Raw genomic sequence first — 16785 nt, 5'->3', positions numbered from 1 at the left:
GAGTTCGATACAACGAAAGAGCACATCGTGAAGATTCTGGTGTATGCGGCGCTGTTGTCGCTGTTAGTAAGCCGTGAGTTGCTGGCACTGGTGACAGAGTGCGCCGATGACGACGCTGTGTTTCCACCAGGGCGCTGGGCGGCGACCTTCCGGTCGCACGCCCAGCTCATCCTCGACGATCTGGGTGACTTCCTCGGCTACTCGCCACCACCGCTGTTGGAGCGTCTTATCGAAGATGCACAGAAAATCCACGACCAACGACCGATACTACAGGAGACGCTCGCAACCGCTACACAACCGAGGGGTGAGGCTTAGCTAAAGACGCATGCGTGTCCAAGTTGGTGACCACCAAGTATGCACCTGCAGCAAAGATAGAGCCACCGTAAACTATCCATTTTGACCCCTTCGGAAGGTCGTACGATTCGTCTATGACGTCATGTAATATGAGTGTGAAAAAGATAACTGCTACGGGGGCAATTGTATGGAGAGTCGCATCGGTGAACAGCACAAAAGCGGCGAGTACACCGATTGTCCCAGCAATAATGTGGAGGACTTTGTTCTTATGGAGTGACGCGATGCGGGGGACCATACTACATATTTGAAATCGGGTTCGTGCATGTGAAACTTGTGGTGTGTGGTGCATGAGCACGAATACCAACCACTGGAGTCAGCCGAACCTGTGGCGAATAAAAGACAGTAGCTACGATACTCACCTCATCTGTACTTATCTGATCAGATTTCATACATGGTCGTCGTGACGAGCCAGTTTTTCTGCGCCAGAGAGGGCGAGGCGCACACTCGTGTGGCTTGAGGGCACGAATGAGTCCAGATCGACCACCCGAGGGCGACCCGCATCGAGATCGACTGACAGACGAGTACACGAGCGACCGCGATCGTAGCTATCCAGGAGACATTGCTCGACTGAACGGACACGAACTCGTCGCGATCGACGAGTGGCTGCCAGGTATGGAACCAACACCGTACGAACTCAATCTCACAGATGGCTACGAGTATCGGACACGCTACTGGCGCTGCAGGAAATGCGGCCAAGAACGCAACCATCGCGACGAGTTCACCACCCCCTGCGACAACCCACAGCCACCGACCGCACTCGAGGCAGGTGGCTATTCGATCGACGACCCACGAACACGCCGTGCACTGAACGAGAAGTTGGACGTCCGCTTTGCGACAGTGGGCCCGATCTACGAGGTCAAGAGTGAGAGTGGTGCTACCTACGAGGTCAATATCGAGGCAATGACGTGTGCCTGTCCTGATTTCGAGCAGCGCCAGCCAGACAACGGCTGCAAGCATCTTCGCCGTGTCGACCTCGAGATCCGTACTGGACTTGTCCCTGCGCCGGATGGCACGTTCAGCCACTGACTGTGGAGTGACGAGATCGCTCGGGACGGTTTGTATCCCCCGGAAGGGGTGCGGGGCTCGAAGGGAGTCCACCGCAGTAACCCATGAGACAAAGAGAGACCGTAATTGCGTCGACAGCCACTGAAACGACTCAGTTCCTTCATCGAGGGCTCGCCAGATGACTAATCGCGACGAGTGCCGAATGCCGACGTGTTCGGAACCTGCTCGCGATCGCTCGCGACGGGACCGACTGGCTCTCCCGTCTCAACGTTAATGACGGCCACCGGCTTGATCAGGGTCATATCGAACTCCAGCGCTGCAGTGTCGGCGAGCTCGCAGACATTCCTGAGCGCCGGGCTCGACAGGGTTACACGGCGATGTCGTTTCGTGATCCCAGCTCGAGGCGATCGCCGACGAGGTCGCCGGCGTTGCTCGCGAGGGGATCCAGTCGCTGCGGGCCGCAGTCGAACTTGCTCGGGAACGCAGAACCGACGGATCCGTGACCGAGACATCGATGATGCCTACGAGCGTGCGAAACACGAGATTCGGAAATTGAATCTCAGTTCGTTACTCTGGCATCACCAGGTCCTCTATGCGATCATCCACGAAGCCGGCGAACTCTCAGGAGAAGAGTTGCACGACTGTTACGATGCAGTTGCCGACCAGATCTATGCTGGATCGCCGGTACAACCGCTCGGAAGGCGGGCTCGTCGCGACAAGATCCAGAAGCTCAACGCCTACGATTTAGTCGATTATGACGAGCCGACCCGGGATCGGCTGTATTGGGTGATCGACGAGAATGTTGAGCCGAAAATTGAGTTGCCGGCAGCGGTTTGAAGTGCAGAGGTTTCGTCATGCGGTACGACGAACAATCGCTTAGGGATAAGACACATTTCCGTCACTACCGGAGACATGAGTGATCGATTCGGAGTCGATAGTGATACCGTTCTGATTGATCACAGCCACAGTAATCTCGTAGGTGTCGCCCTCTGTACCGCCTTGACTGTAAGACACATTCCCCGTTGGGAACGAACCGTTTGAAACCGTCTCGGTGGCCCAATCATTGGCCGTGTTTTCGAAGGTAACCTGCACCTCTTCGAAATTGTCCCTGTTTGAAACCTCGTAATCGAGGCTGTAGTTGGTGGTGTTCCATTGAGTTGTATCCACGATAGAGAAAGTTTCAACTTTTGGACCATCGGAGTTACTTGGTTCTTCGTTCCCTGGTGGGTTCTCTCCTGAAGAGACATCAGTAACCGATTCTGAAAGCACAGGTGTTCCCGTTCCATCGAACACTTCGAACGTAAACTCGTGCTCGTTACCTTCAGTACCACCTTGACTGTACTCGACGATTCCCTCCCTGACGCTTCGCTCGACGAATAGATCCTCTGCCCAAGTCACATCGAGATTTTTGACAGAGATTTTAATATTATCGAAATCAGATACATTATTAACCTGGTAGGTGATCCGATATTTGCTGGTATTATTCTCCGTCCTATCACGGATGTTCCGAATCAAAGACGGTTGCTCGCCACTCTCAACATTAATTGACCGGATGAGCGATGTCGAAAGCCCAGTATTGTTGCTGGCGTAAAACTCGACGGAGAGGGCGTCGGTTCCGGTCGGACTGTCGTTGGCTACAGAGATTGCCACCGAGGTCGAGCCACCGCTGGCTAACGTCACCGATCTCGTGGAGAGTTCTGCTTGCGATGGATCTTCGAGGGTCAGCGAAATCGTCATCGCTGAATTGGTGTTGTTAGTGAGCGCCGCCAGATGTGTTTCCTCCGCTCCGGTTTCGACGCTGTCGACAAGACTGATGCCTAGAAGTGCAGTCTCGTCGTTACTCGTTCTGATGCTCGTGGTCCGGTCTGCCCGAAGTTGTGAAAAGGCAAAACTATCTGAAACGTGCAACACCGCTCCACATCCGATCAAACCGAACCCGCCGAGCATAGCTCGCCGTGAGAGTCGGCCACTGCCACGCGTGTCCTCACGGAGAGAATCCATATTTGAAGATAGTCTTCAAAGCTTGATATACATGTTGGCTCAGGTATGTGATTGGGTCCCGTGTCACCGGGATTGGAGGGAGTCGGATAGACCTGTGTCGGTTAGTAATGAGATACCGGACATCTCCGTTTCTAAGACACCTGATAATTTCCTTTAGCACAGTTATTCGGAATTGGAAGGGGTTTTTAAGCAAATCACGAACTCGCTGTGCACTGAACGAGAAGTTGGACGTCCGCTTTGCAACAGTGGGCCCGGTCTACGAGGTCGAGAGTGAGAGCGAGAACACTTACAAGGTCGATATCGAAGCAGCGACGTGTACCTGGCCTGGTTTCGAGCAGCGCCAGCCAGATGACGGCTGCAAGCATCTTCGCCGTGTCGACCTCGAGATCCGGACGGGGCTTGTCCCTGCGCCAGATGGGACGTTCAGCCGCTGACTGTCGAGTGACGAGATCGCTCGGGACGGTTTGTATCCCCAAAAGGGGTGCGGGGGCTCGAAGGGAGTCCACCGCAGCAACCCATGAGACAACGAGAGACCGTAATTGCGTCGACAGCCACTGAAACGACTCGGTCCCTACATCGAGGGATCGCCGGATGACTGACCGCGACGAGTGCCGAATGCCGACGTGTTCGGAACCTGCTCGCGATCGGACAGGGTATTCTGGTCGGTTCTGTTCGGACAGCTGTGAGGTCCGCTACGAGCACCTCCAAGCGGATGCTCGAGCAGATCGATCACCGTGGCAAGCGTTTCACGATCGATGACGAGGACGTTGTCGACGACGTCGCTCGTGAACGGTGGCGGCGAGCCGAACTGCTCGAACGACAGGCTCAGCGAGAGATCCGTGAACTCGAGCGTGCGAAGACAGTCGCTGGACCAGACAGTGTAGATTCTGATGCTGGAGTACTCGACCGATGACACGGAGCTTTGTGGAATGAGAGACACACCGTATTTCCTGAGAGAAAGATCGAATAGAATATATTCTTCGGGGGAATCAGAGTGTAAGTCGGCGATATCGACCAAGAGGCGGCTAGTCCGTGGAAAAGAGACTCAAGACGAAGTGCAACGAGTCGTGCTACTCAAATCGTTCCGTGATCTGACTCAGCCGGTTGTCATCACCTACTTTGTCGATCACGAGATCAGGATCAACCGAAAGGCTGTACATATTCGTCATTCCACGCCCACGCCCACGACCGCGGCGGTCACCCTCAAGAATATTCCCATGTGCCAAATCATTGAGTTTCTCCCTGAAGGTTCCCTGCTGGTAAGTGTCAGCTCCAATCTGTTTCGTAAACCGCTTGTATCGACGATAGAGTTGTGTTGTCCCTTCAGGCGCGTCACCCGATAGCTCAGACTCAAGGGCAGTTAGTAGAGCGATTTTCCGTTGGATCGTCTCACCACGAATTCCTTTTCCAATCGTCTCTTCCTGAATTTCTTCACGGGCCTTTCGGACATGAGATTCCGTGACGATATCACTACCATCGTCTAGCGCGAGATCACACGCGGTAGATAAGAGATGGATCGCCTGCCGTGCGTCGCCAGTATCTTGGCCAGCAAGCGCTGCGCAGAGCGGTATTACATCTCCAGAGAGGACATCACTCTGGAGATGCTCTGAGTCTTTAATCTCATCTTCAAAATATGTATCTCGGAGTGCGCGTGCCGCGCGTCGAGCGAGGATATCACGGAGTTGGTCGGCATCGTATGGGCTAAAAACAACCTCACGACTACCCAGCGACGATCTGATATCGGCATCAAGGTTCTCGTGGAACTGATAGTCGTTTGTGATGCCGATCACACCGATCGAGACGCTGTCGATCGACGCACGAGGGAGTTCGTAGAGAACGTAATCATCTTCCTGGATGCCGTCAATCTCGTCGAGAACGATGATAATCATGCCACCGATTGCCTGTAGGTCGTCCGAGAGCATCTCGAACAACTCGACTTTCGTCGGCCCACGTGGTTTCTCAACGGTTTTGCCGTAGCGAGCCTCGCGAGCCTGCTTGACAAGAGCTGCGAGGACATTCCAGGATTTCCCAGCGCCTTTACAGCTTACACGGAGAACTGTGAGAGAGACATCACTCTCGCTATCTGCCCATTGTTGGAGTTGTTCCGTCTTGAGATCCACCCCAACGGTTTTCCCCTGTCCAGTCGGGCCGTAGACAAGAATATTCCGAGGGGAGCCACCGAGAGTGATCGGCCGAAGTGCTGAGTGGATCCGTGAAAGTTCGTCCTCCCGCTCTGGAAGTTCGGTTGGTTTGTATGTATCTGGTTCCGGATCAAGGACATCAACGTCTTTGTAGATCCCCTGTTCAGCACCGAACGGTTCCATATTACCTCTCACAATACACCACTCCATTATAAATTCATGGGAGTGAACAGAGTGACGAGAGTGAACAGAGTGAAGGAGGGGGTATCAGAGTGTATTACCTGACAATTAGGGCGCTAAGTTCCTCAGCCTCGAGGAACTAGCGAAAGCGGTAGTAGGCTATGTGGTTCACGACAGTTCTTGATCAAGAGAACGGGAGTACTTAATCTAGGAAAGAGGGGGAGGGGGCATCGGAGTGTAAACTCGAGATGAGAGTATCACCGTTGATTTCGAATTCGAGATAGAGGAGGATCGCTATATAACAGATAGAAAGCTTGTTCGTGGAAATATCGAGTGAGTAGTAGATCGAGATTTCTCCCACTGAGGAGGTTTACTATTACTATTATATACCTTTCTATAATAGTAAGTAAGTAACTAGTGCTACTTACTAGGTAGAGTGAGGAATAGGGGCATATTTATGCATTTTCCGTTCTGTTTTATCCTTTTCAATATATTGCTTTTAGTACCGTCTTTATATTCTCCTGGACTGTGTCGTTCCAGTTATCCCTTCTTTCTCAGATTTACACTCCGATGCCCCCTCCCCCCGGCAGTTCGACTCAACAAGCTAACCATACTGGACAACAGCTATTCAACACGTTTCTCTGTTCAGCTGTAGTGGCGCGCCGAGGAGCTGTCGCGTTCGACGAGACGGAGGACACACTGATGCCGTGAGCATCGCTAACCGTGGCAAGCCCTTCACGATTGGTGACAGCAACATTGGCGACGATCTCTCCTATGCACGCTGTCGGTGAGTCGAAGAACTCGAACGACAGGGTTAGCGAGAGAACCGTGAACTCGAGCGTGCGAAAGCAGTCGCTGGATCAGACAGTACAGATTCTGATGGTGGAGTGTTCGACCAGCGGCACGGAACGTAGGGGGACGAAAGACACACCGTATTTCCTGAGAAAACAGCTCAAACAGAGATCAGCTGTAAGCAGTGAGGAAACTCCCCCTTCATAGATAGTTGATGCCCCACGCACACAGAGTTCACTCTGCACACGGTGTGTCTCGAGTGTCGAAAAGCGATTCGTCCAGTGGATCGAGGACGAAGATCAGCACCGAACGGGACTGAGGGTGGGCGATGATTGGATTCGGGCAGTGTCGCGCGCAGCGGATCACGCGACAGGTGATATATCCGATATCCTCATTATCAATCTCTTCCCGATTCCCAGTTACGCGGACGCGACCGCGCATGACACGAATCATCTGCCAGTCGAAAACACACTGAGAGTTCCGTTCTCAAATTGAATACTCTTCTGCCAGTTCAACCAGGTCGTAGACGTGAATTCCGGGTTCTCAAACACTGAAACTACTGCGGACACTGTGGTGTGAGAAAAGACAGACACCCCACCATGTCCGCTATTCTTCGAAAAAACATGTTACTAGAACAGCAGACATAGTGGTGTGATCTGACTGGCAATGAACCATCATATCTGGCCTTTCCGAAGACCTGTTATTGGAACGACGGACACAGTGGGGTATATACGAGTATAGGCACACCACCATGTCCGCTGTTCTTCGGAGAACACGTTACTATAACGACGGACATAGTGGTGTTAGAAAATATCGGCATCTGAAATTGGCCTTCTCAAGACTTATGACGAGGGTTAGGAGGGTTAGCGTACAATATGAGGTTGAAAAGAGACACCCACCCCACTATGTCCGCAGTTCTTCTGAAACTAAGGGGGAAGTGGTGCTGATAAACCGATTGTCATACAACCACCTAACAACCACTAGTGTGCTTCTATATATCGTTCGGACGATACCACTGCCCACATAATAAATCTTTCTTCATCTAGATACTGATCTCAGCGTATGTCCTTATTTGAGTGAGTTACTGCGGACACGGTGGGGTGGGTGTGTGCTGAGTATCTTTATAAACTCCCAGAACAGCGGAAACGGCGGACACTGCGGCAGGGGGTGGTTTTAATATCTTCCACTCTAAATGTATTCCAAAACAGATGGGTGGAATGTTCGAGCGGGATCTGGATATTTACCGGAACCGAGACGCACTGAGGGAAGACTATCAACCCGATACTCTCGTTGGTCGCGATGAGGAGCTGGAACGATACAAAACGGCGCTTCAACCGGTAATCAACGGGGAACAACCGAACAACATCTTCCTCTATGGAAAGACCGGTGTTGGGAAGACCGCAGGAACCCGATTTCTTCTTGACCATCTAATTGATGACGCGGCTCAGTATGATGACATCAAGCTCACCGTAAAGATGCTAAATTGTGATGGTCTCTCAAGCAGCTATCAAATCGCAACAAGACTCGTCAATAAATTCAGGGACGAATCAAATCAGATCTCTACAACTGGATATCCTCGTTCCACTGTCTATGATATGCTATGGGAAGAACTCGACAAATGTGGTGGTACGATCCTTATCGTTCTTGATGAGGTTGACCACATCAATGATGATAGCATTCTCTACCAACTTCCTCGAGCCCGTGCGAACGGAAATCTATCCAATGCGAAAATAGGGATTATCGGGATCTCGAACGACTTTTCTTTTCGTGATAATCTCTCGCCGAAAGTCAAGAGTTCCCTGTGTGAGGAAGAGATACAGTTCCCGGCATATGATGCCCAAGAACTCATCCAGATCCTTCGTCAACGCGCAGACGTAGCCTTCTATGATGGTGTTCTCACTGACGGTGTTATTGAACTCTGTGCTGCATATGGTGCTAAAGACGCCGGTGACGCCCGCCAGTCATTGGATCTTTTGATGAAAACTGGTGATCTTGCACGAGACCGTGATACCAAGGCGATTACAGAAGATCTTGTTCGCGATGCTAGAAATGAACTTGAGCGAGGACGAATTCGCGAAGGAATCTCTGGATTGACTCAACACGGTCATCTTGTTCTCTATGCACTAATCACACTTGACAGAGAGGGGGAGACACCAGTTCGGTCTCGAGATATTCGGCCTAGATACACCAACTTTGCCAACCAGATTGGGGCTGATCCGCTCGTTCCTCGTCGGATGCGCGACCACCTCGGTGAACTCTCTATGTTGGGAATCATCTCCGCTGTTGAACGAAATGAAGGACGGCGTGGCGGAACTTATCGAGAATATTCTGTTGATATGGATATTAATATGATTCTTAGTGCACTTGACGAGACTATTACAGAGGTCGGTGTCCATGAGTCAATAGCCGGTATCTTTGCTGAAGACACGACGCTCGAACGGTACACCTGAGCCTGATTCTGATATTACTGCGGACATAGTGGTGTTGGGTCGTGAACTCGTCTGGGGAGTTCCGTTCTCAAATCGAATACTCTTCTGCCAGTTCAACCAGGTCATAGACGTGAATCCCAGTTTTGAACCAGAGCACCCGCTCGCTCGTTTCACCGAAGTCATCATTCGAGCAGTCTAACTGTTCGGAGACCGCGACAAGGAGATTCTCAGCATCTGCCTGGCGTATTTTCTTCAACTTCGACTCGAGATACTCGGGTGTCCAGAACCCGATGATCTCGAGAATCGCTCGCCGGCCATCCGGGTGCTCGATCGCGAAATCGGGGATCATCACCTCATCACCGAGGTCAAACACATCGTTTTCGCGTAGTAACTCCCAGTCCGTGGTCGCTCGCTCCCATTTCTGGGCGAGTGTCTGCTCGAAATCGCTATCGAACCGCCTGCCAGTACTGTAGTGTGAATCGAGTCCGTCAGTGTCGTCCAGTCTGAGTTGCCGTGTCTCACCCGCTGTCTCGTCGACAAGTACTGTGGCAGTCATCTCCCAGCGATCACAAAGAGGCAATGCTGGCAGAAAATTCGCTAGCCGGATGCCGTACTTTTGCGATTGGGAGAACAACGACGCTGGCCCATCAAGTATGGCCTCGTAGCCATCGGCATGGTCGGTTCGTTCGACACGCTTGCCATCAGAATCGATCGGATAGATCCGATGCATCAGTCCGAAGAGTTTGACGTAGCTGAATACCGTCCCGAAATGATCCCAGACACGGATTCGCATCTCGGTCGCATCGTAGAGGACTGCCTGGGCGAGCGCAAGATTGTAGCGAGTGACCAGCCAGTCGACCGTCAGGTCAGTGTGTTCGTACTCGCCATCGCTACTGCCAGTCAGTGTCGTGGTCGTAGTCGATTGCTCGCCAGCACCGGCATACTGGTCAGCGGTCCGTGTGCCGATCTGGACAAGTCGTTTGTTTTCCTCGAGGTCAGCATACATCCCGCGGTAGCACGCTTCGAGTGAGATACCCAACTCATCAGCAACTGCACTATATACCTCGATCTTCTGTGTGTCGTCACCGAGCGTGGGTTGGCGAACAACCGGATACCGCTCGTTGGCCTTCTCGAACAGGGTCTGGCGGATCTCACGAGGCTCGACTGGAGACATGACTTCGAACTCACACTCGTCGAGAAGCAGTTTCGCCAGCCCTTGGACGATCTTGTAGTCGGTATCCGCCACAGTGAGTTCGTCGATCGCGTCTTCGAGATCGCCTTTCGGCTCACCGAGATGGGCATCGAACAGCGCAATGAGTTCGCCTGCCGTCTCTCGATAGTTCTCATCCGTTGGATCAATAAATAGCGGCTTGATCGCATCGCCGGTGGTACGAGAGCGAGCCAGATCAGCCGTCAACATTCGTCGTCACCCCCTGTCGGCGCTGTTGGGACACGTACGTTTCCATCGTATCTGCCGTGATGATCTCATAGAGTCGGGCCGGTTGGCGATCATCTGTCGGCCGGAGGATGCGTCCAAGCCGCTGGGCATACTGCCGCTTCGAAGCGCTTCCCGACAAGATGATCCCCACGTTCGCAGCGGGAACGTCAATCCCCTCGTCGAGCACCTGTGACGTTGCCAGCATCGAGTACTCGCCAGTCCGAAACCGCTCGAGAATCTCGGTGCGCTCGTCCGTCTTCGTTTGATGGGTGATGCAGGGGACGATAAATTCCTGAGAAATTTCGTAGGCGAAGTCATTATTCGCAGTGAAGATGATCGCGCGGTCGTCGTGGTGGCGTTTGAGCAGGTTGTCGAGCGTCTCGAGTTTTTTCTCTGCCGTTCGGGCGATGCGTTCGGCGCGCTGCTTGGCGATGAGTGCCCGCCGTCCCTTTGGATCGTAGGACGTCCGTTTGAGGAACTCCTGGTAGCCCTCTTCTTTCCAGAGGTCGAACTCGTGGCTATCGACGTAGTCGCGATAGAGCTGGTACTCCTCGTCGTATGTCTCCCGTTCCTCTGCCGTGAGCTCGACAGACATGTGGATGGTTTCGTACTCACTGAGGTACTCGCCAGCGAGTTCGTCGACAGCCTCTTCATAGACAACCGGACCGATGAGATCCTCGAGGAGTTCATGCTTTCCGTCAGGCCGTTCGTAGGTAGCGGTCAGTCCCAGCCGATACGGTGCGATCGTCATTTCGGGGATCTGCCGGTAGGTCGGCGCTGGAAGGTGATGTTCCTCGTCGACGACGAGTAAGCCGAACTGGTCACCGTATTCGTTGATATAGCGGTATGCGCTATCGTAAGTAGTGACGGTGATCGCGGTGACCTCGTGGCTGCCGCCACCGAGAACGCCGATCGGTTCTGTGAGTTGATCCCCAAAGGCGTTGGTGAGTGTGGCGTGCCACTGATTCATCAGATCAATCGTTGGTGTCACGATGAGTGTGCTCACGCCGGCATCAGCGATGGCCTGCAGTCCAAGAAAGGTCTTCCCGCTGCCAGTCGGGAGAACAACACTCCCCTGGCGGCCATGGTCGATCCAAGCGTCGAGGGCGGCCTGCTGGTAGTCACGTGGCTCGATGTGGAGTGCTGGCGTAAGATCGAGGGTAGGATAGGCCCGCGCGGTGTCTTCGAGAGCGTGAGCGAACCCGTCCTGAAGCGTTGCCTGCTCGTTTCCGTCCGACCAGGCGCCTACCCATTCGAGGAGGGATCGATATCGATATGCTTGCGTTCGGTACTCGTCGACGCGGTCGTCCCACTCCGCATAGGGGATATCGTCTGGGGCATCACGGAGTAGGAGCGTCCCGTCGTCGAATTCGACTCGCATTCAGTGTATATACAGAGGTCCCCGACCGGATTCAATATGTGGGTTTCTTGGGTTCCATTGAGGCATTCGTCCGTCTTGTCCTTCTACAAACAGGCGAGTGCCTTGGTGCTGGACTCCGAGAGGGGTCACGGTTGTGGATAGCCCAGTCAGGAGCCACGGTTGTTAGCGGCCGAGCCAGTACTGCCAGTCTGCAATCGCTTGTTCTGTGTCACGACCAGCTTCGAGAGGTTCCAGTTGCTCTAGCGGCACGCCAAGTTCTCTGTCCATCCACTCTATCGTCACGAACATCTGGCTGAGAGTCGGATCTGTCGGGGACATTCCAATCACGCGTATCGTTTCGCCTTCTTTGAGGGGAGACTCCTCTCGCTCGGTGACACAACGCGCTTCAAACGGGAAGTCCATCGTATCGTCCAGATAGGTGTACCATCCCCACGCCTGCTCTTCTGGACTGTAGGTGTCGACGATGATACGCATCTTGATGCGCTCTTCCCGCTCTTCGTCCTTCTCGGTCCATGTCATATCCACCAGTACTCATTCTAGCCTCAAGATGCTCGGGTAGGGGTGGCAGAAACCACTTGCCAACCAATCCAAGAGACACTCGATCCGCCCGTAGAATAGATCTGAGTCACTGGACAAGGTTAACCAACGTGCACGCTATTGCCAAGCCGAACTGCTCGAACGACAGGCTCAGCGAGAGATCCGTGAGCTCGAGCGTGCGGAAGCAGTCGCTGGATCAGACAGTACCGGTTCTGATATTGGAGTACTCGACCGATGAAACGGAAGGTTGTGGAAGGAAGGACCCCACCATGTCCGCTTGACATCCTCCACGCCGTAAACGACGTGGAATCCCGACCGCCGTTGGGATATTAGGGTTTACAGTCCACGACCTGTTCTCGCGGGGCGAAACGGCCCTCACTCCGATCGAACAGATGGACTGAAGGCTGTGCCAACCAGCCGTTACTCCTATCCTGAGACGGACTTGGAGTTACTTTTTGTCGGATGTTCTCTGCACCGTTCACGTCCGCATTCGCGACAGTATCGCACTCCTCGCAGACGTACAACCCACGTTCGACGCGCTGATTGCCGTCTTTCGTCCCACAGGCGGAACACGTCTTTGAGGTATCACGTTCGGACTCAATCAGTACATCGATCCCCTCCGTTTCCGCCTTGTAGTCGAGTATCGACGTGAAGCGGTCAAACGCCCACCCGTGAAGATCGAGGTTGCCATGCGAGCCCCAGTTGCGAGACTCGCCGTTCTCGTTATCACGGATCCCTTCGAGATCACCGACTACGATGGTCCCGACACCCCTCTCTACGCACTCCGAAACGATCTGTTTCGAGAGGGTATGGAGGAAGTGGGTTCGACGTTCGGTACGTTTCCGGTCCAACCGAAGGCGCTCGTTCGATCGGCTATCGTCACACTTCGCTTTCTGCTTCCCAAAGTAGTATTCGTCCTCTTTCAGTGCGTTACCGGGGAAGAGGATCGACTCACTCCCGAACGAAAGCGCGGCGATGTTTGAGATACCGAGATCGACCCCCGCAACACCGTCGCCCGGTGGGTCGGGGTCGATTGACTTTCGGCAGATGAACTGAAGCCGCCATTCTTCGTACGTGTAGACGGCCCGGACCTGCTGGATATCCCACTCGGTGAGGTCTACGTCGGGACGGAGCTCGTACTCGCACAGCACGAAGTCCGAACGGTGTTCCTTCAGGTTGCGGCCTTTCGAGAGGCGAACGCGAGTGAACTGTGCATCATGCTTGAAGCCAGCCGCCTTGAACGTCACAGTAGAACGTGGGTGCGAATCGCCGCGTTTGCGGTAGCCGGGCGGTCGGGCACGGCTATCGCCGTCCCGACGCTTTGCGAACCAACCAGTGAACGCTTCAGCGAGTTCTTCGAGAACGCGCTGACTGGATTGAGAATGAAGGTCCGTATAGCGTTCGTGGCCTTTGAGTTCAGCTTTGAGTTCCCCGTCATCGGGGATCTCGCCCGTGTCGTCCCACTGTTCTTGTGCGTAGTAGCGACTGACGTTCCAGAGTTTCGATGCGGCCCATCCGAGTTGATCGAGGTCATCACCAACCTGCTGTGGGTTGGCAATTGACGCCTCGAAGGTTCGGACGGTACGCATCTATTTCTGGCTTCATAACCAGTTATAGTCCCGGAGAAGATGATAGTACCGCTCCAGTAGAGAATATCCGGCCATGCAATAGGCGATGGATTGTTGCATCAAGTGACGGTGCGCATCCACGCCCTCAAGGACGCGGTATTGCGCCTGTTCAGCGTATAACGTGTTCTACAAGAGAGACTGGTTAAGTAGACCGGGAGCCCCATTTTCGAGTTGTAAATGGGGATGGGGAAGAGATTATATCAGATGGAAAATTAAAACTCATGAGTCTTCTCCCCCCGTTTTCGAGTTGTAAAATCCGGGTCGCCTCGGGGCCACACCCAGAGGCACGTTGCCTATCACTGTGAACCGCCTCAGGGTCAAGCCCCGAGGCACTTGCCTTGCTTATCTGTAGAGTCAAGATTAGCTATTGGAACGAAACTTCTTCATTCGTTCTCGAACAACAGAGCTGATAGTTGGGTCTTCGTGAGCTAAATCAGCGAATCGAGAGTCTTCACGGATCGTCTCCATGATCGTTTCCGGGTCTTCGGAAAGAGAGAAGTACATGTGTACTCCTCTGCCACGTCCCCTCCCTCGACGCTCGAAGTCTAACACACCGTACGTACTCTGTTCAGTAACGTGATTCACGAAGGTTTCACGGCTGTATTTCTCTGCATCCATCGTGTCGGCGATAAACTGATACGTCTTAAATGCGGGACCAGCTGGAATCCACTCCAAGTTTTCTTTCGTATAGTGGGCAGTAGCCGCCACGGCATATGTGGAGAGCTTCTTCTGTGTCGAAATCCCGCTAATGTGGCGGAGTTTTCGGTTCTCAGTGTATTTCTCCTGTGCCTTGCGAACATCGGATTCAGTGACTGTATCCGCCCCCCGCCGTTCAGCTAGTTCACCAGCCCATCTGAGAAGGTCAATTGCTTTCCGTGCGTCCCCATGCGTTTGGGAACCGAACGCAGCAACAAGTGGAATGACGTCATCTGAAAGAGACTCCGGCTTGAACGCGTCGCGACGGTATTTGAGGATGCTACGCAGTTGCGTCGCATCATAGTCGTCAAAGAAGATATCATCGGGGTTGTAAGAGCTTTGAGCTCGACTATTGAGATTCTTCATGAAATCTGCATAGTTAGTAATGGTTGTAAGTGAGATCGGACCATCAAAGTCGGCGAGCTTTCGGGCCCGTGAAAGCTGGTAGATGAGAGAATTGTACTCTGCCTCCTGATACGGTCCCTCGAGCAGATCGATCTCATCGAGAATGAATATGACTCCATCGTAATGCTCTCGCATTAGTTCGTACAGGCGTTCGAGTTTTTGATCGGTTGAGACGCCGGTCTGTGGAACACCGGGATCAACACCGAGATCATCAGCGGCGGCTTTGACTAACCGATATACAGCACGATCTGCGGTCTTTGGACCCTCGCAGTTGATCGAAAGAACACCGAACACCTTTCCTTGGGACTCACACAGTTCGACGATCTGTTTACAGACTGCATGAATAATAAGCGATTTTCCTGTTCCCGAGGGACCACTCAGAAGCATATCCGGGATGCCTTCGTCCTGGAGGACAGGTTTAAGATTGTCAACGACTCGAGCCAGCTGGTCATCACGACCGACAATACGGTCCTCGTCAATGATGGTGTCTGAGCGAACAAGATCTTTATTCGCGAAGACACCACCGGACGACTCAGTCTGAAGTCGCTCTCGGATTGAGATACCGCCGCTTTCATCGTTCATTTCACTTAGGGGCGGGTCAGTAGTATCTGAGTCGGCCTCGAAGGTTGTTTGAGTCGTTGAGCTAGAGTTTTCGGGGTCAGTGGAGAGAGATTCACGGGCCTTTTCAGCGGCATGATCATTCGAATCTTCTGTACGTCTCTCTCGTCCCATTATGCCTCCCCTCGGACTCTGGGTATAAAAAAGTAGACCATTGTGGAGTTGTAACCAGCCGGAAACAGGTCCACTACCGACTATAAGGGCGTATTTGTAGAGTTAGCCAAAGACCGTCTTCGAAATCTATCGCCTCCGTTGTCGATTTGTAAGGGACGTGTATTCATCAAAAGGCAAAACAAGTACTCTCGAAACAGTTGGCCATGAACTTCGAACGTAAACCCACCCCGTTTTCGAGTTGTAAGATCCCGTCAGAAGGTCGGTGTGCCTTCTGACCGACCCCATTTTCGAGTTGTAATAGGCGAATCTATTAGTTCATCAAGAAGTCATGAGTAAAACACAATCAGAATAACATGAACTAATATCTATATTATAGATGTCACATCACACCCCCCGTTTTCGAGTTGTAAACTCCGTAATTGAGTCGGTAGAACAACTTACGCAAGAGATATTCATGATTGATACTAGTGATATCTTATTGATAGAACGGTGCTTGGCCAACGGATTTGTCTCAATCAATCTACCCACTCCCCCCTTTTTCGAGTTGTAAGTCGTTTCGAGAGAGGAGGGGATAAGTAGAGCAAAAGGATCTGATTTAGCAAATAGAAGGATTAGAGTGCCTGAGTTGCTAGTATTCTTAATCTCAAGAACACACAAACGATCCAAGGTTAGAATATCTAATTAATACATTTAGATAGGATCTAAGTCTAGTACGGATTTGGTTGAACAACATTTCATAGCCTGTTGCACGTTCAAGATCAATTCGTCAGACATGGCAGCGTGAGACTGATCCAGTTCGAATCTGCCGACTGATAATCAATTCGGTGAGAGAAGTCTCAGAAACGCTCGCTGAATCAGGTGTTTGAGTCAGTTTTCGATCACGAATAGAGCCGCCTGAGAGCGATGCCTCTCAGGCGGCGCGTGCTTCGACTCCGGGCTGGGGCCGTCAGATGAGGCGACTGGGAGAACGTATCAGTCCTGGTTTTCCCTGTTGTTTTGCGGTGAGTGACGTCGCGACCAGAGCGACTGCCGAAAGCACGACGTGAGTTTCCACGTTGTTCTCCTT

The 16785-nt window shown here is 52.7% G+C and carries 11 protein-coding genes and 2 pseudogenes; 6 read left to right on the top strand and 7 right to left on the bottom strand.

The features are described 5' to 3' along the window. The 3 genes and pseudogenes from BSG09_RS18415 to BSG09_RS21015 all read left to right on the top strand — a co-directional run. Positions 1-315: pseudogene (locus tag BSG09_RS18415) on the top strand (IS4 family transposase); the annotation flags it as partial. 504 nt (positions 316-819) lie between these two features. After that, positions 820-1380 (top strand): hypothetical protein, encoded by a 561-nt coding sequence (locus BSG09_RS18405; protein WP_092935747.1) that lies wholly within the window; start codon positions 820-822, stop codon positions 1378-1380. Between the two features lie 531 nt (positions 1381-1911). Further along, the gene (locus tag BSG09_RS21015; RefSeq protein WP_175542258.1) at positions 1912-2196 is read left to right on the top strand and encodes a hypothetical protein; all 285 of its coding nucleotides are present in this window, start codon (positions 1912-1914) and stop codon (positions 2194-2196) included. Positions 2197-2235: 39 nt separating this feature from the next. Here BSG09_RS21015 and BSG09_RS18395 read toward each other — a convergent pair whose 3' ends face one another. Beyond that, entirely contained in the window at positions 2236-3360 is a 1125-nt protein-coding gene (locus BSG09_RS18395; RefSeq protein WP_254799206.1) for a hypothetical protein, read from the bottom strand. Positions 3361-3557: 197 nt separating this feature from the next. Here BSG09_RS18395 and BSG09_RS18390 point away from each other — a divergent pair. Beyond that, positions 3558-3794 (top strand): annotated as a pseudogene (locus BSG09_RS18390) (hypothetical protein); the annotation flags it as partial. 278 nt (positions 3795-4072) lie between these two features. After that, positions 4073-4273, top strand: a complete 201-nt coding sequence (locus BSG09_RS18385; protein WP_092935745.1) for a hypothetical protein — start codon at positions 4073-4075, stop codon at positions 4271-4273. Positions 4274-4430: 157 nt separating this feature from the next. Here the strand turns inward: BSG09_RS18385 and BSG09_RS18380 are convergent, their stop codons facing one another. Next, positions 4431-5684 (bottom strand): Cdc6/Cdc18 family protein, encoded by a 1254-nt coding sequence (locus BSG09_RS18380; protein ID WP_092935753.1) that lies wholly within the window; start codon positions 5682-5684, stop codon positions 4431-4433. A gap of 1997 nt (positions 5685-7681) precedes the next feature. On the opposite strand from BSG09_RS18380, the gene BSG09_RS18365 reads away from it, so the two are divergent. Next, positions 7682-8923, top strand: a complete 1242-nt coding sequence (locus tag BSG09_RS18365; RefSeq protein ID WP_092935741.1) for an orc1/cdc6 family replication initiation protein — start codon at positions 7682-7684, stop codon at positions 8921-8923. 67 nt (positions 8924-8990) lie between these two features. Here BSG09_RS18365 and BSG09_RS18360 read toward each other — a convergent pair whose 3' ends face one another. The 5 genes from BSG09_RS18360 to BSG09_RS18340 all read right to left on the bottom strand — a co-directional run bounded on the left by BSG09_RS18360 (position 8991) and on the right by BSG09_RS18340 (position 15719). After that, positions 8991-10322 carry a DUF790 family protein gene (locus BSG09_RS18360; RefSeq protein ID WP_092935739.1) on the bottom strand — a complete coding sequence of 444 codons (1332 nt, stop codon included), beginning with the start codon at positions 10320-10322 and terminating at the stop codon, positions 8991-8993. Beyond that, entirely contained in the window at positions 10309-11721 is a 1413-nt protein-coding gene (locus BSG09_RS18355; protein ID WP_092935737.1) for a DEAD/DEAH box helicase family protein, read from the bottom strand. Before BSG09_RS18355 ends, BSG09_RS18360 begins: the two co-directional genes overlap by 14 nt. A 162-nt stretch (positions 11722-11883) precedes the next feature. After that, the gene (locus tag BSG09_RS18350; protein ID WP_049912044.1) at positions 11884-12240 is read right to left on the bottom strand and encodes a calcium-binding protein; all 357 of its coding nucleotides are present in this window, start codon (positions 12238-12240) and stop codon (positions 11884-11886) included. A 347-nt stretch (positions 12241-12587) separates the two neighbouring features. Then, a complete protein-coding gene (locus BSG09_RS18345) occupies positions 12588-13847 on the bottom strand; it encodes an RNA-guided endonuclease InsQ/TnpB family protein (protein ID WP_092935735.1) in 1260 nt (419 codons plus the stop codon). A gap of 399 nt (positions 13848-14246) precedes the next feature. Further along, positions 14247-15719, bottom strand: coding sequence for a Cdc6/Cdc18 family protein (locus BSG09_RS18340; RefSeq protein ID WP_130501394.1), 1473 nt, complete (start codon positions 15717-15719; stop codon positions 14247-14249). Positions 15720-16785: the final 1066 nt, after the last annotated feature.

This window comes from Natrinema hispanicum (assembly GCF_900111485.1).
GTDB lineage: Archaea > Halobacteriota > Halobacteria > Halobacteriales > Natrialbaceae > Natrinema > Natrinema hispanicum_A.
Note: the sequence above shows the minus strand (reverse complement) of the source record. Positions and strands in the feature narration are given on the sequence as shown.